General features: G+C 73.1%; 18 protein-coding genes and 1 pseudogene. 12 read left to right on the top strand and 7 right to left on the bottom strand.

The window, feature by feature from the left end; translation table 11 throughout:
* Window positions 1-23: 23 nt before the first annotated feature.
* Window positions 24-998, bottom strand: coding sequence for a DEDDh family exonuclease (locus ABFY03_RS09355; RefSeq protein ID WP_346169666.1), 975 nt, complete (start codon window positions 996-998; stop codon window positions 24-26).
* Entirely contained in the window at window positions 995-1,693 is a 699-nt protein-coding gene (locus tag ABFY03_RS09350) for a TetR/AcrR family transcriptional regulator (RefSeq protein WP_346169665.1), read from the bottom strand. The genes ABFY03_RS09355 and ABFY03_RS09350 overlap by 4 nt, the downstream gene beginning before the upstream one ends.
* 141 nt (window positions 1,694-1,834) lie before the next feature.
* Here ABFY03_RS09350 and ABFY03_RS09345 point away from each other — a divergent pair, with 141 nt between their 5' ends.
* The 8 genes and pseudogenes from ABFY03_RS09345 to ABFY03_RS09310 all read left to right on the top strand — a co-directional run bounded on the left by ABFY03_RS09345 (window position 1,835) and on the right by ABFY03_RS09310 (window position 8,912).
* A complete protein-coding gene (locus ABFY03_RS09345; RefSeq protein ID WP_319011037.1) occupies window positions 1,835-2,632 on the top strand; it encodes an acetoacetate decarboxylase family protein in 798 nt (265 codons plus the stop codon).
* The gene (locus ABFY03_RS09340) at window positions 2,632-3,516 is read left to right on the top strand and encodes an SDR family NAD(P)-dependent oxidoreductase (protein ID WP_319011036.1); all 885 of its coding nucleotides are present in this window, start codon (window positions 2,632-2,634) and stop codon (window positions 3,514-3,516) included. Before ABFY03_RS09345 ends, ABFY03_RS09340 begins: the two co-directional genes overlap by 1 nt.
* Before the next feature lie 11 nt (window positions 3,517-3,527).
* Complete coding sequence (locus ABFY03_RS09335; protein WP_319011035.1) at window positions 3,528-4,811, top strand: amidohydrolase family protein; 1,284 nt, start codon at window positions 3,528-3,530, stop codon at window positions 4,809-4,811.
* The gene (locus tag ABFY03_RS09330) at window positions 4,808-6,034 is read left to right on the top strand and encodes an amidohydrolase family protein (protein ID WP_319011034.1); all 1,227 of its coding nucleotides are present in this window, start codon (window positions 4,808-4,810) and stop codon (window positions 6,032-6,034) included. Before ABFY03_RS09335 ends, ABFY03_RS09330 begins: the two co-directional genes overlap by 4 nt.
* 99 nt (window positions 6,035-6,133) lie before the next feature.
* Complete coding sequence (locus ABFY03_RS09325) at window positions 6,134-6,847, top strand: VIT1/CCC1 transporter family protein (protein WP_346169664.1); 714 nt, start codon at window positions 6,134-6,136, stop codon at window positions 6,845-6,847.
* Between the two features lie 120 nt (window positions 6,848-6,967).
* Window positions 6,968-7,075, top strand: a pseudogene (locus ABFY03_RS09320) (sterol desaturase family protein); the annotation flags it as partial.
* Window positions 7,076-7,181: 106 nt separating this feature from the next.
* Window positions 7,182-7,856: a lysoplasmalogenase gene (locus tag ABFY03_RS09315; RefSeq protein ID WP_319011032.1), complete on the top strand. Its 675-nt coding sequence runs from the start codon at window positions 7,182-7,184 to the stop codon at window positions 7,854-7,856.
* Between the two features lie 12 nt (window positions 7,857-7,868).
* Window positions 7,869-8,912 (top strand): zinc-dependent alcohol dehydrogenase family protein, encoded by a 1,044-nt coding sequence (locus tag ABFY03_RS09310; RefSeq protein WP_346169663.1) that lies wholly within the window; start codon window positions 7,869-7,871, stop codon window positions 8,910-8,912.
* Here ABFY03_RS09310 and ABFY03_RS09305 read toward each other — a convergent pair.
* Window positions 8,902-10,200, bottom strand: coding sequence for a CoA transferase (locus ABFY03_RS09305; protein ID WP_346169662.1), 1,299 nt, complete (start codon window positions 10,198-10,200; stop codon window positions 8,902-8,904). The two genes, ABFY03_RS09310 and ABFY03_RS09305, sit on opposite strands and share 11 nt — an antisense overlap.
* Before the next feature lie 82 nt (window positions 10,201-10,282).
* On the bottom strand, window positions 10,283-11,827 hold the full coding sequence (locus ABFY03_RS09300; RefSeq protein ID WP_319011029.1) for a S8 family peptidase: 1,545 nt from the start codon (window positions 11,825-11,827) through the stop codon (window positions 10,283-10,285).
* Window positions 11,828-12,104: 277 nt separating this feature from the next.
* On the opposite strand from ABFY03_RS09300, the gene ABFY03_RS09295 reads away from it, so the two are divergent.
* From ABFY03_RS09295 to moaA, 3 genes are all read left to right on the top strand, one after another.
* Window positions 12,105-12,479: a DUF485 domain-containing protein gene (locus ABFY03_RS09295; RefSeq protein WP_346169661.1), complete on the top strand. Its 375-nt coding sequence runs from the start codon at window positions 12,105-12,107 to the stop codon at window positions 12,477-12,479.
* Window positions 12,476-14,131: a solute symporter family protein gene (locus ABFY03_RS09290; protein ID WP_319011027.1), complete on the top strand. Its 1,656-nt coding sequence runs from the start codon at window positions 12,476-12,478 to the stop codon at window positions 14,129-14,131. Before ABFY03_RS09295 ends, ABFY03_RS09290 begins: the two co-directional genes overlap by 4 nt.
* A 167-nt stretch (window positions 14,132-14,298) precedes the next feature.
* Window positions 14,299-15,288 carry a GTP 3',8-cyclase MoaA gene (moaA, locus tag ABFY03_RS09285; protein ID WP_319011026.1) on the top strand — a complete coding sequence of 330 codons (990 nt, stop codon included), beginning with the start codon at window positions 14,299-14,301 and terminating at the stop codon, window positions 15,286-15,288.
* Here the strand turns inward: moaA and ABFY03_RS09280 are convergent.
* Together ABFY03_RS09280 and ABFY03_RS09275 are read right to left on the bottom strand one after the other, a co-directional pair.
* Window positions 15,271-15,504: a hypothetical protein gene (locus tag ABFY03_RS09280; protein WP_319011025.1), complete on the bottom strand. Its 234-nt coding sequence runs from the start codon at window positions 15,502-15,504 to the stop codon at window positions 15,271-15,273. The genes moaA and ABFY03_RS09280 overlap by 18 nt on opposite strands.
* A 213-nt stretch (window positions 15,505-15,717) precedes the next feature.
* A complete protein-coding gene (locus ABFY03_RS09275; protein WP_346169660.1) occupies window positions 15,718-16,062 on the bottom strand; it encodes a DUF3099 domain-containing protein in 345 nt (114 codons plus the stop codon).
* Window positions 16,063-16,231: 169 nt separating this feature from the next.
* On the opposite strand from ABFY03_RS09275, the gene ABFY03_RS09270 reads away from it, so the two are divergent.
* Window positions 16,232-16,507, top strand: coding sequence for a GlsB/YeaQ/YmgE family stress response membrane protein (locus ABFY03_RS09270; protein ID WP_319011023.1), 276 nt, complete (start codon window positions 16,232-16,234; stop codon window positions 16,505-16,507).
* Between the two features lie 75 nt (window positions 16,508-16,582).
* On the opposite strand, the gene tyrS is transcribed toward ABFY03_RS09270, so the two are convergent.
* A complete protein-coding gene (gene tyrS, locus ABFY03_RS09265) occupies window positions 16,583-17,848 on the bottom strand; it encodes a tyrosine--tRNA ligase (protein ID WP_319011022.1) in 1,266 nt (421 codons plus the stop codon).
* Window positions 17,849-17,879: the final 31 nt, after the last annotated feature.

Genomic DNA, 17,879 nt, shown 5'->3' with positions numbered 1-17,879 from the left:
GCACGCCCGCCGGGGGCGGGGTGTCACCCGTCTGCCGGGGCGACGTCCCGCAGCAGTTGGGCGTAGGCGGCCTCGTCGAGGATCGGGGTGCCGAAGCTCTTCGCCTTGACCGTCTTGGAGGTGCCGGCGTCGGGGTCGTTGGTCACCAGCAGGCTGGTGAGCCGGGAGACCGAGGTCGCGACGTGCAGTCCGGCCTCGACCGTGCGGTCCTCCAGGAGTTCGCGGTCGACGGAGGTGTCGCCGGAGAAGGCCACCCGCATGCCCTGCTTGAGCGGCTTGTCGCTCTCGTACCGGCCGGGGTTGGGGTACGGGCAGGCCGGCCGCTTCCGGGAGGGGCGCCAGCCGCCCGCCCCGTACGAGGACTGCCGGCCGATCAGCGGGCGGGCCGGCGAGGCCGCCCACTCGGTGAGCGGGCGGCACTCCAGGAGCGGCAGCCGGACGCCGCGCTCCGCCGCCGCGTGCAGGCTCGGCCGGAACGCCTCGGCGAGCACGCGCGCGTCGTCGAGGGCGTCGTGCGCGCGCTGCTGCACCACGCCGAAGTGGGCGGCGAGCGAGGACAGCTTGTGGTTCGGCAGCGGCAGCGCCAGCTCCTTGGCGAGCGCGATGGTGCACAGCCGCTGCTTCACGGGCGCGGTCCGCTCGGCGCGCGCGTACTCCCGGGCGATCATCTGCCAGTCGAACATCGCGTTGTGCGCGACGAGGACGCGGCCGTCGAGGCGGGCCGAGAACTCCTCGGCGATCTGCGCGAAGAGCGGGGCGCCGTCGAGGACGTCGCTGGTGAGGCCGTGGATCCAGACCGGTCCCGGATCGCGCTCCGGGTTCACCAGCGTGTACCAGTGGTCCTCCACGTGTCCCTGCGCGTCGAGGCGGTAGACGGCGGCGGACACGATCCGGTCGTCGCGGGCGAGACCGGTGGTCTCCACGTCGACGACCGCGTAACCCTGGGGGTACGCGGCCGGCCATGTCGCTGCTGTCGTGCGGTCGTCGAGCATGGTCACTGAGAATACGGCCCGCGACCGACACTCCCGTCCCCGGTGTCCGGCTTGTCCCCGATGTCCCCCGCGGCGGGTGCCGTCGCGCCGGCCAGGAGGCCCGTCACCAGCGCGCGTACCGAGGCCGCGAAGAGCCGGTCCGCCTCCACGGGGGCGGCCAGCGCGCGGGCGAGCGGCGGGTCGGCGTCGGCGGTCTCGGCGTCCCACAGCTCCTGGTCGGCGGGCGACTGGACCGGCGCCCGCTCGCGGTTGCGCTCCACCAGGACGTACCCGACGACCTGGAAGGCGACCGCCCGGACCAGCTCCGCCGCCCGCTCGCCGCGCAGCCCGGCCGCGTGCGCCTCCCGGGCCAGGGCCCGGTGGGCGGGGAGGAACATCCGCTCCGTCAGGCCCCGCTCGTGGACCATCGCCACCAGGTGCGGGCGCTCGCGCAGCGCCCGCCGCAGCGCGTGCGCCACCGAGGCGATGCGCTCCGCGGGGTCCTCGCCGTGCGGCCGGATCGCGCCGAGGTCGGTCACCGTCCGCTCGGCCAGCGCGTCGAGCAGCGACTCGCGGTTGCCCACGTGCCAGTAGATCGAGGTGACCGCCGTGCCGAGCGCGGCGGCGAGGCCGCGCATGGTGAGCCCGTCCGGCCCGTGCGCCCGCACCAGGGCCGCCGCCGTGTCCAGGACCTCCTCGCGGCTGAGCGCCGGGCGTGCCATCCGAACCCCCCTGATGGTCCGTCAATTCCCTCCGCGCACACGTCTTTACCCTTCCCGGATGGCGGTGTAACAGTGTTACAGGCCGAGGGTCCTGGAGCCGTGGCGCCGAAGGACCGTATCCGTCCGGAAGGGTGGTACGACATGGCACGAGTACGGTACGGGGCGCGCACCGCGGCGGAGAGCGCGGCCGCCCGCGCCGCCGCCGCGAAGCTTCCCGACATCTGGTCCACCGGGGTGGTCGCCCTCTGGGAGACCGACCCCGACGCGGTCGCGGCCGTCCTGCCGCCCCCGCTGAAACCCACCGGACGGCCCCTCGTCCGGGTCACCATCAGCCAGGTGGACCTGCCCGGCTATCCCCTCGGCGCCGGTTCGGTCTCGGTGGCCGCCGCCCACGGCGCCACCGAGGGCTGGTATCCGCTGGTCATGCCGATGACCCACGAGCGGGCCCTGATCGGCGGCCGGGAGGTCTTCGGCGAGCCGAAGAAGCTCGGCGAGGTCGTCGTCGAGCGCGACGGGCTGGTGGTGGGCGCCCGGCTCGCCCGGCACGGCATCGCCTTCGTCGAGGTGCGCGGCGCCGTCTCCGGCCCGCTGCCGCTGCCCGAGCCGGCCGAGAAGACCGACTTCTACTTCAAGTTCCTGCCCGGCGTCGAGGGCTCCGGCTTCGACGCCGATCCGGTCCTCGTGCACTGCGTCCGCAACGAGAGGGTCCGCAGGCTGGAGCGGATCACCGGTGACGTCGTGCTGCGCGAGTCCATGTACGACCCGGTCGCCGACCTCCCGGTCCGCCGGCTCGTCGAGATCACCCTCGGCGAGAAGACCTCCGACCAGCGCGGCCGGGTCGCCGAGCGGGTCTCCGCGGAGGCCCTGCTGCCCTACGTCCACCAGCGCTACGACGACCCCGCGCAGATCCTCGACGGCCCCCCGGAAGGGAGCGTCTGATGGAACTGCGGGAAGGACAGGTCGCCGTCGTCACCGGCGCCGCGAGCGGCATCGGCCGGGCGATGGCCCGCCGCTTCGCCGCCGAGGGACTCGCCGTCGTCCTCGGCGACGTCGAGCCCGGACCGCTCGCCGAGGCCGCCGACGAGCTGATGGCCGAGGGGGCGCAGGTGCTCGCCCGGACCGTGGACGTCTCCGACCCGGAGGCGGTACGGGCGTTCGCCGACGCCGCCTACGACACCTTCGGCGCCGTCCACGTCCTCTGCAACAACGCCGGCGTCGGCTCCGGCGCCGAGGGCCGCATGTGGGAGCACGAGCCCAACGACTGGAAGTGGGCCTTCGCCGTCAACGTCTGGGGCGTCTTCCACGGCATCCAGGCGTTCGTCCCCCGCATGCTGGCGGGCGGCGAACCCGGCCACGTCGTCAACACCTCGTCCGGCGACGGCGGCATCGCCCCGCTGCCCACCGCCTCCGTCTACGCGGTCACCAAGGCGGCCGTCGTCACCATGACGGAGTCCCTCTACGCCCATCTGAAGGCCGAGCACGCGCGCGTGGGCGCCTCCGTGCTCTTCCCCGGACCGCACATGCTCCGCACCGGCCTGTGGGAGTCGCACCGCAACCGTCCCGAGCGGTACGCCAAGGAGCGCCCGCGCCGGACCCCGTACCGCACCCTCGACCAGTGGGAGGCCGCCATGAAGGAGGCCGGCCACGAGATCGCCTTCACCCCGGTCGAGGAGGTCGCCGAGCACGTCGTCGACGGGATCAGGGCCGGCCGGTTCTGGATGCTCCCCGCGAGCGAGCACAGCGACCGGCAGATCAGGGCGCGCTCGCAGTCGATGCTCGACCGCGCCGACCCGACCTATCTGGAGAGCTTCATCCTCGACTGAGGGGGGTGGCCATGAGCCACGAGGACCCGTATCTGATCATCTCCTCCGACTGCCACGCCGGGCTGCCCACCGAGGAGTACCGGCCCTACCTGGAGTCCCGCTTCCACCGGGCCTTCGACGACTTCCTCGCCGGCCGGCAGGCCCGCCGCGAGGCCATGACCCGCCTCGGGGTCCGCAACGAGGACTTCGCGGCCAAGTGGTTCAGCGACCACGAGGAGGGGCTGCGCGGCGGCTGGGACCACGCGCAGCGGATCAAGGAACTGGACGGGGACGGCGTCGCCGCCGAGGTCGTCTTCCCCGACGCGGACGCCGTCGACAGCCAGACCGCCGCCCCCTTCGGCGTCGGCCTCGGCCTCTCCGGCGACCAGGACCCCGAGCTCGGCATGGCGGGTGCCAAGGCGCACAACCGCTGGCTCGCCGAGTTCGTCGCCCACGACCCGGCCCGGCACTGCGGCGTCGCCCTGCTGCCGGTCACCGCGGACCCGCGCGAGGTCGTCGCCGAGATCCACCGGGCCAGGGAGTCCGGCCTCGGCGCCCTGATGATCCCCTCCATGTGGGTCGACAAGGCGCCCTACCACGACCGGCGGTACGACCCGGTGTGGGCGGCCGCCGCCGAGACCGGGATGCCGGTCGTCACCCACTCCGGCGCCGCGCCCCGCGAGGAGTACGGCGACCACCTCGGCATCTACGTCTCCGAGGTCACCTGGTGGCCGGCCCGGCCGCTGTGGTTCCTGCTCTGGTCCGGGGTCTTCGAACGCCACCCGGGGCTGCGGTTCGGCGTCGCCGAGTCCGGCTGCTGGTGGCTGCCGAACCTGCTGTGGTTCATGGACCGGCTCTACCTCGGCGCGCACGGCGGCAAGAAGCTCTCGCCCTTCGCCGAGCTGCGGCGCCCGCCGAGCGAGTACCTGGACCGGCAGGTCTTCGTCTGCGCCACCAACACCAAGCGGCGCGAGCTGGCGCAGCGGTACGAGATCGGCGTCGACAACATCCTGTGGGGCTCGGACTTCCCGCACCCGGAGGGCACCTGGCCGAACACCCGGACCTGGCTGCGGAACACGTTCCACGACATCCCGGTGGGGGAGACCCGGCGGATGCTGGGCCTGGCCGCCGCCGAGGTGTTCGGATTCGACGTCCCGGCCCTGGACCCGATCGCCCGGCGGATCGGGCCCACCCCCGCCGACCTCGGGCAGCCCGCGGACCAGACCGCCGTCGAGGCGTCCTGGGCCCGCTCCCGCGAGACCGGCCGCCACTGGCTCACCGGCGGCGACTTCCCGGTGATCGGAGCCACGCCGTGACCGACCGCCACACCGTGATCTCCGCCGACTGCCACGCCGGCGCCGACCTCCTCGACTACAGGCCGTACCTGGAGAAGCGCCACCACGACGACTTCGACGCCTGGGCCGCCACGTACGTCAACCCGTACGAGGACCTGCTGGCCGACACCGCCGACCGCAACTGGAACTCCGACCGGCGGCTGCGCGAGCTGGAGGCCGACGGGATCGTGGCCGAGGTCGTCTTCCCCAACACCATCCCGCCCTTCTTCCCCTCCGCCTCCCTGATGGCCCCGGCCCCCACCCGGGCGGAGTTCGAGCGGCGCTGGGCGGGGCTGCGCGCCCACAACCGCTGGCTCGCCGACTTCTGCGCGCAGGCCCCCGGCCGGCGCGCGGGCGTCGCCCAGATCCTCCTCAACGACGTCGACGAGGCCGTCCGGGAGATCCGCCGCACCCACGCGGCCGGTCTCACCGGCGGCGTCCTGCTGCCCGGCACCCCGCCGGGCAGCGGACTGCCGGAGCTGTACTCGGAGACGTACGACCCGATCTGGGCCGTCTGCGACGAGCTGGGCGTCCCCGTGAACCACCACGGCGGCTCCGCCTCCCCGCCGCTCGGCGACGAACCGGCCGCCCGGGCCGTCTTCATGGTGGAGACCACCTGGTTCTCCCACCGGGCCCTGTGGCACCTGGTGTTCGGCGGCGCCTTCCGCCGCCACCCCGGGCTCCGGCTGGTTCTCACCGAGCAGGGCTCCGGGTGGATCCCGGGGGTGCTGGAGATGCTGGACTACTACCACGGGCGGCTGGTCGCGGCGGTGGGCCGGGCGGCCACCGCCGAGTCCAGGTTCGGCGCGGGCCTGGCGGACTCCATGGGGCGCAGCCCCGGCGAGGTGTGGCGGGAGAACTGCTTCGTCGGCGCCAGCTTCATGCGCCCGCACGAGGTGCCGCTGCGGGACCGGATCGGCCTCGACAAGATCATGTGGGGCAGCGACTACCCGCACGACGAGGGCACCACCCCGTACTCCCGGGAAGGGCTCCGGCTCGCCTACGCGGGCCTGCCGCGCGAGGAGGTGGCGGCGATGGTCGGCGGCAACGCGGCCCGCGTCTACGGCTTCGACCTCGCCCTCCTCGACCGGCTCGCGGCCGTCCACGGCCCCACCGTCGAGGAGATCGCCACCCCCCTGGAGAAGATCCCGGCCGACGCCACCAGCCCCGCCTTCGCCCCGGGCGGCTCCGTCCGGGTCTGGTGACGCCGCGGCCCGCTCCCGGGCGCGCCGGCCGGGGCCCGGCGCGCGTACGGGGGCGGGTCGGTCCCGGTGCGGGGGCCCGGCGGGTGCGACCCTCCAGGGGTGAGCGCATCCACCGTTCCCGACCCGGCCCACGGCGGTGGCCTCGGTTCCCGGCTCAACTGGCTCCGGGCCGCCGTGCTCGGAGCCAACGACGGCATCGTCTCCACCGCCGGCCTCGTCGTGGGCGTCGCCGGCGCCACCGAGTCCCAGGCCGCCCTCCTCACCGCCGGACTCTCCGGGCTGCTGGCCGGCTCCCTCTCCATGGCGGCGGGGGAGTACGTCTCCGTCTCCGTCCAGCGCGACTCGGAGGACGCCGCCCTCGCCACCGAGAAGCGGGAGCTGCGCGAGAGCCCGGCGGCCGAACTCGACGAGCTGACCGCGCTCCTGACCGCCCGCGGCCTCAGTCCCGCCGTGGCCCGCGAGGCCGCCGAACAGCTCACCGCGCGCGACGCCTTCAGGGCGCACGCGCGCGTGGAACTGGGCATCGACCCCGACGACCTCACCAACCCCTGGCACGCGGCCTGGGCCAGCTTCCTCGCCTTCACCGCGGGCGCCCTGCTCCCGCTGCTCGCGATCGTCCTCCCGCCCGCCTCCGTCCGCCTCTGGATCACCGTCGCCTCGGTCCTCGCCGCCCTCACCCTCACCGGCTGGTGGGCCGCCCGGCTGGCCGCCGCCCCGGCCCCGAGGGCCACCCTCCGCACCGTCGCCGGCGGGGCGCTCGCCATGGCCGTCACCTACGCGGCGGGCTCCCTCCTGGACGTGGCGGGGGTCTGAGGACCGCCCGTACGGGGACCTCCTTGTCGGAAGCGGCCAAACGCTGCTGACAACTCGTCTCGCATACTTGTCGGTAACGACGTCTGGCCGTCCCCGCGGCCGAGCCCTAGCGTCGACGCCATGCCCCACCTGCCCGACGTCGTGCTCCGGTCCGTACCGGCGTTCGTCCTGCTCACCGCCGTCGAGATGGTGGGCTCCCGGCTGCACCCCGACGAGGACGCCGCCGGATAGGAGACCGGCGCGAGCGCGTCGGCCGCGTCCTGCGCGGGCCCGGCCGGCAGCCGGCGCCCCGCCCCGCCCCGCACCACGACCCGACCGCCCCGGAGCCCGCCGCGTGACCACCCCGCCCGCCCTCGCCCGCACCGCCCCCGCCGGCCGCGCCACCCTCACCCGGGCCCTGCTCGGCGCCTTCCTCCTCGCCGCCGCCGTCGACCTCGGCTCGCTGCTCGCCGGCGCCGACACCGGCCACCTGGTCGCCAAGCCCCTCCTGATGCCGCTCCTCGCCGCGTACGCCGCCGGCCGCGGCGCCCCGGCCCCCCTCCTCGCCGCGCTCCTCCTCGGCTGGGGCGGCGACGTCCTCCTGCTGCTCGACGCCGACGCGGCCTTCCTCGCCGGCATGGGCTCCTTCGCCCTCGGCCACGTCTGCTACCTGGTGCTCTTCGGCCGCCGCCGCACCCCGCCCGCCCTCGGCGCCGTCTACGCCCTCGCCCTCACCGGCACCCTCGTCGCCCTCTGGCCCGACCTCCCCGCCGACCTGCGGATCCCCGTCGCCGGCTACTCGCTGCTGCTCGCCGCGACGGCGTACCGGGCCGGCTCGCTCGGCGTCCTCGCCGGCACCGGCGGCGCGCTCTTCCTGCTCTCCGACACCCTCATCGCCACCGGCATCGCGGAGTGGCCGCAGCTGCCGGTCCCCGACTTCTGGGTCATGCTGACCTACATCGCCGCCCAGTACCTGCTGACCGCGGGTGTCCTGCGCGCGATGTACGGTGAATGTCGTACGACCAGCTGACAGCGAGGAACCATGCGCGCCACCACCATCCATGCCCCGTTCGACATGCGCGTGGAGGAGGTGCCCGACCCGGTCGTCCAGGAGCCCACGGACGTCGTCGTCCGGGTCCTGCGCGCCTGCATCTGCGGCAGCGACCTCTGGGCCTACCGCGGCGAGTCCGCCCGGCAGCCCGGCCAGCGCATCGGCCACGAGTTCCTCGGCGTCGTCGAGGAGACCGGCTCCGAGGTCCGCGGCTTCAAGGCCGGCGACCTCGTCGTCGCCCCCTTCGTCTGGTCCGACGGCACCTGCGAGTACTGCGCCGAGGGCCTCCAGACCTCCTGCCCCCGCGGCGGCTTCTGGGGCTCCGTGGGCTCCGACGGCGGCCAGGGCGAGGCCGTCCGCGTCCCCTTCGGCGACGGCACCCTCGTCAAGCTCCCGTCCGGCGCCGCCTCCGACGACCGGCTGCTCACCGCCCTGCTCGCCCTCTCCGACGTCATGGGCACCGGCCACCACGCCGCCCTCGGCGCCGGCGTCCGCCCCGGCTCCACCGTCGCCGTCGTCGGCGACGGCGCCGTCGGCCTCTGCGGCGTCCTCGCCGCCAGGCGGCTCGGCGCCGAGCGGATCATCGCCCTCGGCCGCCACACCGCCCGCACCGACATCGCCCGCGCCTTCGGCGCCACCGACGTCGTCGCCGAGCGCGGCGAGGCCGCCGAGGCCGCCGTCCGCGAACTCACCGGAGGCCAGGGCGCCCACGGCGTGATCGAGGCCGTCGGCACCGAGCAGTCCATGCGCACCGCCGTGAACATCACCCGCGACGGCGGCTCCATCGGCTACGTCGGCGTCCCGCACGGCTCCGGCACCGGCCTCGACCTTTCCGTCATGTTCGACCGGAACATCGCCCTGCGCGGCGGCGTCGCCCCCGTCCGCGCCTACATTCCCGAACTGCTCGCCGACGTCCTCGACGGCACCATCGACCCCTCCCCGGTCTTCGACCTCACCGTGGCCCTCGACGGCGTCCCCGGCGGCTACAAGGCCATGGACGAGCGCACCGCCCTCAAGGTCCTCGTCACGCCGTAGCCCACACCGGGGCGTCCGCCCCCGCGACGCCCGGCGGGCGCGACCAGCCCGCCGGGCCGCCCTCGTACGCCACCGGCGACCGCGCGTGCCACAGCCGCCCGAGCGGGCCCTCCGACTCCGTGAGGTACCGCGCCGGGTCGTACCGGGGCAGCCCGTGCGTCAGCCAGTGCCCGGTCTGCGCCAGCGCCAGCCGGACCAGCCGGCCGCCGCCGTCCCGCTCCCGCTCCGTCAGCGACCGCAGCACCGCCGCCGCCAGCAGATACCCCGTCCCGTGGTCCAGCGCCTGGGCCGGCAGCGCCCCCGGCTCCCCGGCCGACCCCTCCTCGACGGCGATCCCGGTCGCCACCTGCACCAGGCTGTCGAAGCCCCGCCGGCCGCCCCACGGCCCGTAGTCGCCCCACGCCGACAGCCGGGCCGTCACCAGCCCCGGCCGCTCCAGGCCGTACCGCTCGAGCGCCCCCGGCCGGTAGCCGGTCACCAGCACGTCCGCCGCGTCCAGCAGCTCGTCGAAGGTCCGCCGGTCCGCGCGCCGGTCCAGGTCCAGGACCGCCGTCCGCTTCCCGACGTCCGCGTCCGCGTGCTGGTCCGGCAGCTCCGGGTTCCCCGGCGGATCGATCCGCAGCACGTCCGCGCCGAGCAGGGCCAGCGTCCGCGTCGCCACCGGCCCCGCGATCACCCGGGTCAGATCGAGCACCCGCGGCGGACCCGTCCGCCGCCGCGGCGGGGCCTCGTCGAGCCGCTCCCGGCTCAGCACCGGCCGCGCCGCCACCGCCCGCCCCTGCTCGTGGGCGGCCCACTCGCCGGGCGTCCGCAGCGCCACCGCGAGGCCCCCGGCGGCGTACACCGCCGACTCCACGTCCACGGCCTTCCGTCCGCCGATCGCCTCCGCGACCGCCTCCACCGAGTCCGCCGCGCCCAGCGCCGCCAGCAGCGCGGCCTTGTGGTGCGGGTAGTTGGCGTGGGTGCGGACCCAGCCGTCGGCCGCCCGCCAGAACCGGGACAGCGGCGCGAAGCTCACCGGCGCGCGCCCGTCCACCCGCAGGTGACGCTCGCTCACGAAGGCGGTCGCCACGGCCCCGTCGTCCACCCGCACCGGTCCCGGCACGCGCGCGTGCTCCACGGCCGCGAGCCCGCAGACCGCAACCGTCGCCCGGGCCAGGTCCAGCACCGGCAGCCGGGCCGGCAACAGCCCTCCCACCCCGCCGTACTCCACCCGGTCGACCAGGGCGGGATCGCCGCCCAGGACCGCCCACAGCGCTTCCGTACCACTCCGAACCGTGCTGTCCATGCCCGCACTATGGCACCCGGTGCCACCCCCGGGCACGCGAAGGGCCCCGGTGTGGCAGACCACACCGGGGCCCCTCGGAGCGTCAGTGCTTGCGGACGGCGTCCAGCGCGTCCACCAGGCCGGCCCCGTAGAAGCCGTTCTTCTCCTTGCCACCCTCGCAGACCGCGTCGACGGTGCCGTCGCCGTTGATGTCGTACGGGTTGGTGCAGGCGCGCTCGTCGGCCTGCGCGTACAGCAGCGCCTTCAGCGCGGCCGGGCTCGCCTTCGGGTGCGTCGACTTCAGCAGCGCGAGCACACCGGCGGCGTGCGGCGACGCCATCGACGTACCGGCCTTGTAGTTGTAGCCGCCGTTGACCGTGGTCGACAGGATGCGGCCGTTGACCGCCGGGGCGTCCGGGGTCTGGTACTCGGTGCGGTCACCGCCGGGGGCGGCGATGTCGATGACGCCGTGACCGTAGTTCGAGTACGACGCCTTCAGGTCCTTCGCGCCGGTCGCGGAGACCGTCACGACGCCCGGCAGCTGGGCCGGGTAGTCGAAGCACTCGCTCGGGTCGATGATCCGGTCGCCCGGCACCGTGTCGTTCGGGCTGGAGTTGTCCAGGATCTCGTCGGCGGCGAGGTCGAACTTGGAGTTGCCGGCCGCGGCCACGTTGACCGTGCCCTTCTTCTCCGCGTACCGGGTCGCCCGGGTGACCGCCTCGACGAGGGCCTTCTGGTCCTCGTCCGTCTTGCAGGCGAACATCCACGGGTCGGTGTAGTAGCTGTTGTTCGTGATGTCGACGCCGTGCTCGGCCGCCCACACGAAGCCGCAGACCACGGCCTCGGTGTAGAAGAAGCCGTCCGGGGTCGACACCTTGATGCCGGAGACCTTGACGCCCGGGGCGACACCGGTGACGCCGACACCGTTCTTCGCGGCGGCGATGGTGCCGGCCACGTGGGTGCCGTGGTCGGACTCGCCCGGGTTGGGACGCCACGAACCGGGGGTCGTGTCCGGCTTGCCGGAGACGCAGTTCGCGGAGGCCGCGGTGTCGAAGTTCGGCGCCAGGTCCGGGTGGGTGTCGTCCACACCGGTGTCGATGACGCCGACCGTCACCTTGCTGCTGCCCAGGGTCTTCTCGTGCGCCTTGTCGGCCTTGATGGCCGGCAGGTCCCACTGCAGGGGCTCCAGCGGGTCCTGACCGTCCGTGGCGGTCGCCGCGGCGGCCGTGGCCTCGGCCGCGGTCAGCTCCTCCGTGGCACCGCCGACGGAGTCGTCGCCCTGGACGGAGAGCGGGGCGGTCCGGGTCGCACCGGCCGAGACCACACCGCGGGCCTGGCGGATCGTCTTCGCGAACTCGGGGTTCTGCGAGTGGACGACGATGACGCCTATCTGGTCGTACGCGATGACGACCTCGCCGCCGGCGGCGGCTATCGCCTTCTTCACCGACTCGGCGGTCCAGCGACCACCCTCGATGTTGACGACGTACGAGAGCTTCTCGCCCGTCGCCGCGACGGTGGCGGCCGCCGGGGCATCGCTCAGTTCCGCGGCGGAGGCGGCGCCGGAGGGAAGGAAGCCGAGCGAAGCGGTGAGCGCGAGACCAGCAGGCAGAGCGAGTACTCGGCCGCGCCTCGATCCCAGATGAGCCATGGGTTCTCCACATCATCCGTATGTACTGCTGCCCGCGCGCGGGGTTGCGCATGGGCAGGTGCATGACGAGTGAAGCTATCGCTGATCTTCCCTGCTCATCAATGCGTTGAGAAGACTTCATGAAGATTCCGCAAGAGAAATCCACTCCGCTGAACCACTTCGCATCGGGCTCCGTGCCGTTGAGCAGGGGAGGGGCTCCAGCAGGCGCCCCCGTCCCGCACCCCCAGGTGAGGCCCCCTTGACCATGCCGTCCGTCCCCGCGTCACGAGGAGATTCCGTGGCTACCGAAGCACCTCCGCCGCCGAGAAAGGGCACCGCGACCGACCCCGGTCCCGCCCGGCCCACCACGGAGCAGTTCGTCGAGGTCCAGGAGAGCGAGGAGTTCGGCGAACTCCGCCGCACCTACCGCTCCTTCGCCTTCCCCCTCACGATCGCGTTCATCACCTGGTACCTGCTCTACGTCCTGCTCTCCAACTACGCGGGCGGCTTCATGGGCACCCGCCTCTTCGGCAACATCAACGTGGCACTCGTCCTCGGCCTCGGCCAGTTCGCCACCACCTTCCTCATCGCCTGGCTGTACTCCCGCCACGCCGCCCGCAGCCTCGACCCCAAGGGCGAGGCCATCAAGGCCCGTTTGGAGGGCGACGCATGAGCAGCACCCTCATCACCGCCCCCGCCCTGCTCGCCGCCGACAGCGCCACCACCGAGCACCGGCCGCTGATCATCGCCCTCTTCGGCGCCTTCGTCGTCGCCACCCTGGCCATCACCGTCTGGGCCGGCCGGCAGACCCGCAGCGCCGCCGACTTCTACGCCGGCGGCGGCCAGTTCACCGGCTTCCAGAACGGCCTGGCGATCTCCGGCGACTACATGTCCGCCGCGTCCTTCCTCGGCATCTCCGGCGCCATCGCCCTCTACGGCTACGACGGCTTCCTCTACTCCATCGGCTTCCTCGTCGCCTGGCTCGTCGCCCTGCTCCTGGTCGCCGAACCGCTCCGCAACTCCGGCCGCTTCACCATGGGCGACGTCCTCGCCTACCGGATGCGCCAGCGCCCGGTCCGCACCGCCGCCGGCACCTCCACCATCGTCGTCTCGATCTTCTACCTGCTCGCCCAGATGGCCGGCGCCGGCGTCCTCGTCTCGCTGCTCCTCGGCATCACCAGCGACGGCGGCAAGATCGCGATCGTCGCCCTGGTCGGCGTCCTGATGATCGTCTACGTGACCATCGGCGGCATGAAGGGCACCACCTGGGTGCAGATGGTGAAGGCGGTGCTGCTCATCGCCGGCACCCTCCTCATCACCTTCCTCATCCTGCTGAAGTTCGACTTCAACCTCTCGGACCTGCTCGGCGCCGCCGCGACCAACAGCGGCAAGGGCGACTCCTTCCTGGAGCCCGGCCTCAAGTACGGCCTCACCGAGACGTCGAAGCTCGACTTCCTCTCCCTCGGCATCGCCCTCGTCCTCGGCACCGCCGGCCTGCCGCACATCCTGATCCGCTTCTACACGGTGCCGACCGCCAAGGCCGCCCGTAAGTCGGTCAACTGGGCCATCGGCATCATCGGCGCCTTCTACCTGATGACGATCGTCCTCGGCTTCGGCGCCGCCGCCCTGCTGAGCCCCGAGACCATCACCTCCTCCAACAAGGCGGGCAACACGGCGGCCCCGCTCACCGCCCTGGAGGTCGGCGGCGGCGCCGACTCCACCGCCGGCGCCATCCTCCTCGCCGTCATCTCCGCCGTCGCCTTCGCCACCATCCTCGCCGTCGTCGCCGGACTGACCCTCGCCTCCTCCTCGTCCTTCGCGCACGACATCTACGCCAACGTGATCAAGCGCGGACAGGCGACCGAGAAGCAGGAGATGCGGGCCGCCCGCTGGTCCACCGTCTTCATCGGCATCGTGTCGATCGCCCTCGGCGCCCTCGCCCGCGACCTCAACGTCGCCGGCCTGGTCGCCCTCGCCTTCGCGGTCGCCGCCTCGGCCAACCTGCCGACGATCCTCTACTCGCTCTTCTGGAAGCGGTTCACCACCCAGGGCGCGCTCTGGTCGATCTACGGCGGCCTGGTCTCCTCCGTCGTCCTCGTCCTCTTCTCGCCGGTCGTCTCGGGCGGACCGAGCTCCATGTTCAAGGGCGTCGACTTCCACTGGTTCCCGCTGGAGAACCCGGGGCTGGTCTCCATCCCGCTCGGCTTCCTCCTCGGCTGGCTCGGCTCCCTCCTCTCGAAGGAGGAGCCGGACAAGGGCAAGTACGCCGAACTGGAGGTCAAGTCCCTCACCGGCGTCGGCACCGCCGCCGCCGTCGAGCACTGATCCGCGCCGCACCCGGTCGTATACAAGGCAGACGCTCCGCGCCGGCCGCGTCGTAGAGTTCTACGACGCGGCCGGTGCCGTCCTCGTGACAATCGGCCCGTGCCCACGGTCCGCGCCGTCACGTAGGCTCGAAAGAGAAGCGAACCTGGAGAAGGGGAGGGGGCCCGGTGCTCCTCGACACGTACGGCCGAATCGCCACTGACCTGCGCGTTTCCCTCACGGACCGGTGCAATCTGCGCTGCACCTACTGCATGCCGGAAGAGGGCCTGCAGTGGCTGGCCAAGCCCGACCTCCTCACCGACGACGAGATCGTCCGGCTGATCCGCATCGCGGTCACCGACCTCGGCGTCACCGAGGTCCGCTTCACCGGCGGCGAGCCGCTGCTCCGCCCCGGCCTCGTCGGGATCGTCGAGCGCTGCGCCGCCCTGGAGCCCCGCCCCCGGATGTCCCTGACCACCAACGGCATCGGCCTCAAGCGCACCGCCGCCGCCCTGAAGGCGGCCGGCCTGGACCGGGTCAACGTCTCCCTCGACACCCTGCGGCCCGAGGTCTTCAAGACCCTCACCCGCCGCGACCGCCACCACGACGTCCTCGACGGCATGGCCGCCGCCCGCGAGGCGGGCCTCACCCCGGTGAAGGTCAACGCGGTCCTGATGCCGGGGCTCAACGAGGACGAGGCCCCCGACCTGCTCGCCTGGGCGATGGAGGAGGGGTACGAGCTCCGCTTCATCGAGCAGATGCCGCTCGACGCCCAGCACGGGTGGAAGCGCGACGGCATGATCACCGCCGGCGACATCCTGGAGTCCCTCCGCACCCGCTTCACCCTCACCCCCGAGGGCGCCGACGAGCGCGGCTCCGCCCCGGCCGAGCGGTGGGTCGTCGACGGCGGCCCGCACACGGTCGGCGTCATCGCCTCCGTCACCCGCCCGTTCTGCCGGGCCTGCGACCGGACCCGACTCACCGCCGACGGGCAGATCCGCACCTGCCTCTTCGCCACCGAGGAGACCGACCTGCGGGCCGCGCTCCGCTCGGACGCGCCGGACGCGGCCGTCGCGGAGCTGTGGAAGAAGGCGATGTGGGGCAAGAAGGCCGGCTCCGGCCTGGACGACCCGAGCTTCCTCCAGCCCGACCGCCCGATGTCAGCGATCGGCGGCTGAACCGGGCTCCGCGGACTCCCACTCGGCGAAGGGCACGACGTCCTTCAGGAAACCGCGCACGCCCAGGAACTGGGAGAGGTGCTCGCGGTGCTCCTCGCAGGCGAGCCACGTCTTGCGCCGCTCGGGCGTGTGCACCTTGGGGTTGTTCCACGCGAGGACCCAGACGGCGTCGGCGCGGCAGCCCTTGGCGGAACAGATCGGCTTCTCTTCACTCACCTGATCATTGTCCAGCAAGGGCGATGCCGAGCAGCCACGGGGGGAGCTGCCCGGCATCGGTCCGTCGCTCCGACGGGGGATGCGGAGCGCGTACGAAGTATGTCACGGCACACCCGGTACGGTGCACCGGAACTTCATGATTGATCTGAGCTTTTCTTGAGGTTCCCGGCCGCTTCCCCGCCACGTTCCGTGACCGGGGAACAGGAGGCCGGTTCAGGCGCGCCCGTACGGCCGTTCCGCTCCGGATTCCGCCGCGCCCTCGGCCGGGCCGAGGGCCGGCCGCACCGGCGAGGACAGATACGCGGACGGGAGCGAGGGTGCGGACTCGCGCCCCGCGTTCGCGATCACCACCGCGACGTACGGCAGCAGCACGCCCAGCGCCAGCGCCACGATCGCCACGTGCCGCTCGACGTTCCACAGCACCGCCGCCGCGATCACGGAGAGCGTCCGGACCGACATGGAGATGACGTACCGCCGCTGCCTGCACCGGACGTCGTCCGCCAGCCCCTGCCGGGCCCCGGTGATCCGGAAGACCTCGGGTCCGCCTCGCTTCCGCATCGCGTTCCACCACCCGCCGCTCGCGCCGGACCCTCCCCGGTCCGGACTTCACTCCACCGTACGCCCGGCGTCCCGGCCGGACGAGACCGGGGCACGTACGGCGGCGTCCGACATGCGCCGTATGGCCGAGAGGTCGAGACTGGGGCCACCTGCATACAAGGAGGCGGCTATGAGTTGGTTGTGGGCGATCATCGTCGGTTTCGTCCTCGGTCTGATCGCGAAGGCGATCCTGCCGGGCAAGCAGCAGATCCCGCTGTGGCTGACGACGATCTTCGGCATTCTGGGCAGCATCCTGGGCAACGCGGTCGCCGGCTGGATCGGCGTCGAGGACACCAAGGGCATCGACTGGACCCGCCACCTGCTCCAGCTCATCGGCGCCGTGGCCGTGGTCGGCGTCGGCGACATGCTCTGGGCCTCGATCAAGGGCAACCGGCAGCGCGCCTGACACCGGCGGGAAACCGGGAGGCCCGGCACGGCGACTGCCGTACCGGGCCTCCGGTGTGTCCCGCGGTGACGCCGCTCAGCCGGCGTACTCGATCGCCGCCAGGTTCTTCTTGCCGCGCCGCAGCACCAGCCAGCGGCCGTGCAGCAGCTCGCCGGCCTCGACGACGGCGTCCTCGGCGGTCACCTTCACGTTGTTCACGTAGGCGCCGCCCTCCTTCACCGTGCGCCGCGCGGCCGACTTGCTCGCCACCAGACCGACCTCGGCGAACAGGTCCACGACCTGGCCCAGCTCGGTCACCCGGGCGTGCGGCAGCTCGGAGAGCGCGGCGGCCAGCGTCGGCTCGTCCAGCTCGGCCAGGTCGCCCTGCCCGAACAGCGCCTTGGAGGCGTTCATGACGGCCGCGCACTGCTCGGCGCCGTGCACCAGCGTGGTGAGCTCCTCGGCGAGCGCCCGCTGGGCCGCCCGCGCCTGCGGCCGCTCGGCGGTCTGCGCCTCCAGCTCCTCCAGCTCCGCGCGGGACCTGAAGGAGAGAATCCGCATGTAGGTGGAGATGTCCCGGTCGTCCACGTTCAGCCAGAACTGGTAGAACGCGTACGGCGTGGTCATCTCCGGGTCGAGCCAGACGGCGCCGCTCTCGGTCTTGCCGAACTTGGTTCCGTCCGCCTTGACCATCAGCGGCGTCGCCAGCGCGTGGACCTCCGCGCCCGGCTCGAGGCGGTGGATCAGGTCGAGGCCGGCCACCAGGTTGCCCCACTGGTCCGAGCCGCCCTGCTGGAGCGTGCAGCCGTAGCGCCGGTACAGCTCCAGGAAGTCCATGCCCTGGAGCAGCTGGTAGCTGAACTCGGTGTAGCTGATGCCCTGCTCGGACTCCAGCCGGCGGGCGACGGAGTCCTTGGTCAGCATCTTGTTGACCCGGAAGTGCTTGCCGATGTCCCGCAGGAACTCGATCGCCGACAGCCCGGCGGTCCAGTCCAGGTTGTTCACCATGACCGCCGCGTTCTCCCCCTCGAAGGAGAGGAAGGGCTCGATCTGGGAACGCAGCCGGTTCACCCAGTTCGCGACCGTCTCGGGGTCGTTCAGGGTGCGCTCGGCGGTCGGCCGCGGGTCACCGATCTGACCGGTGGCCCCGCCGACCAGCGCCAGCGGCCGGTGACCGGCCTGCTGGAGCCGACGGACGGTGAGCACCTGGACCAGGTGGCCGACGTGGAGACTGGCCGCGGTCGGGTCGAAACCGCAATAGAACGTGACGGGACCGTCCGCGAGAGCCTTGCGCAGGGCGTCCTCGTCGGTGGACTGGGCGAAGAGCCCACGCCACTTCAGCTCGTCGACGATGTCCGTCACGGTCGTCAGTCTCCTTGGCTAGTTACGGGGT

It is taken from the genome of Streptomyces roseofulvus (assembly GCF_039534915.1).
Classification (GTDB): domain Bacteria; phylum Actinomycetota; class Actinomycetes; order Streptomycetales; family Streptomycetaceae; genus Streptomyces; species Streptomyces roseofulvus.
Note: the sequence above shows the minus strand (reverse complement) of the source record. Positions and strands in the feature narration are given on the sequence as shown.

Coding starts and splice junctions, on each gene's coding strand:
- ABFY03_RS09310 (WP_346169663.1), top strand. CDS start 7,869: ATGCGCGCCACCACCATCCATGCCCCGTTCGACATGCGCGTGGAGGAG.
- ABFY03_RS09305 (WP_346169662.1), bottom strand. CDS start 10,200: ATGGACAGCACGGTTCGGAGTGGTACGGAAGCGCTGTGGGCGGTCCTG.
- ABFY03_RS09300 (WP_319011029.1), bottom strand. CDS start 11,827: ATGGCTCATCTGGGATCGAGGCGCGGCCGAGTACTCGCTCTGCCTGCT.
- ABFY03_RS09335 (WP_319011035.1), top strand. CDS start 3,528: ATGAGCCACGAGGACCCGTATCTGATCATCTCCTCCGACTGCCACGCC.
- ABFY03_RS09340 (WP_319011036.1), top strand. CDS start 2,632: ATGGAACTGCGGGAAGGACAGGTCGCCGTCGTCACCGGCGCCGCGAGC.
- ABFY03_RS09290 (WP_319011027.1), top strand. CDS start 12,476: ATGAGCAGCACCCTCATCACCGCCCCCGCCCTGCTCGCCGCCGACAGC.
- ABFY03_RS09270 (WP_319011023.1), top strand. CDS start 16,232: ATGAGTTGGTTGTGGGCGATCATCGTCGGTTTCGTCCTCGGTCTGATC.
- ABFY03_RS09275 (WP_346169660.1), bottom strand. CDS start 16,062: ATGCGGAAGCGAGGCGGACCCGAGGTCTTCCGGATCACCGGGGCCCGG.
- ABFY03_RS09345 (WP_319011037.1), top strand. CDS start 1,835: ATGGCACGAGTACGGTACGGGGCGCGCACCGCGGCGGAGAGCGCGGCC.
- ABFY03_RS09350 (WP_346169665.1), bottom strand. CDS start 1,693: ATGGCACGCCCGGCGCTCAGCCGCGAGGAGGTCCTGGACACGGCGGCG.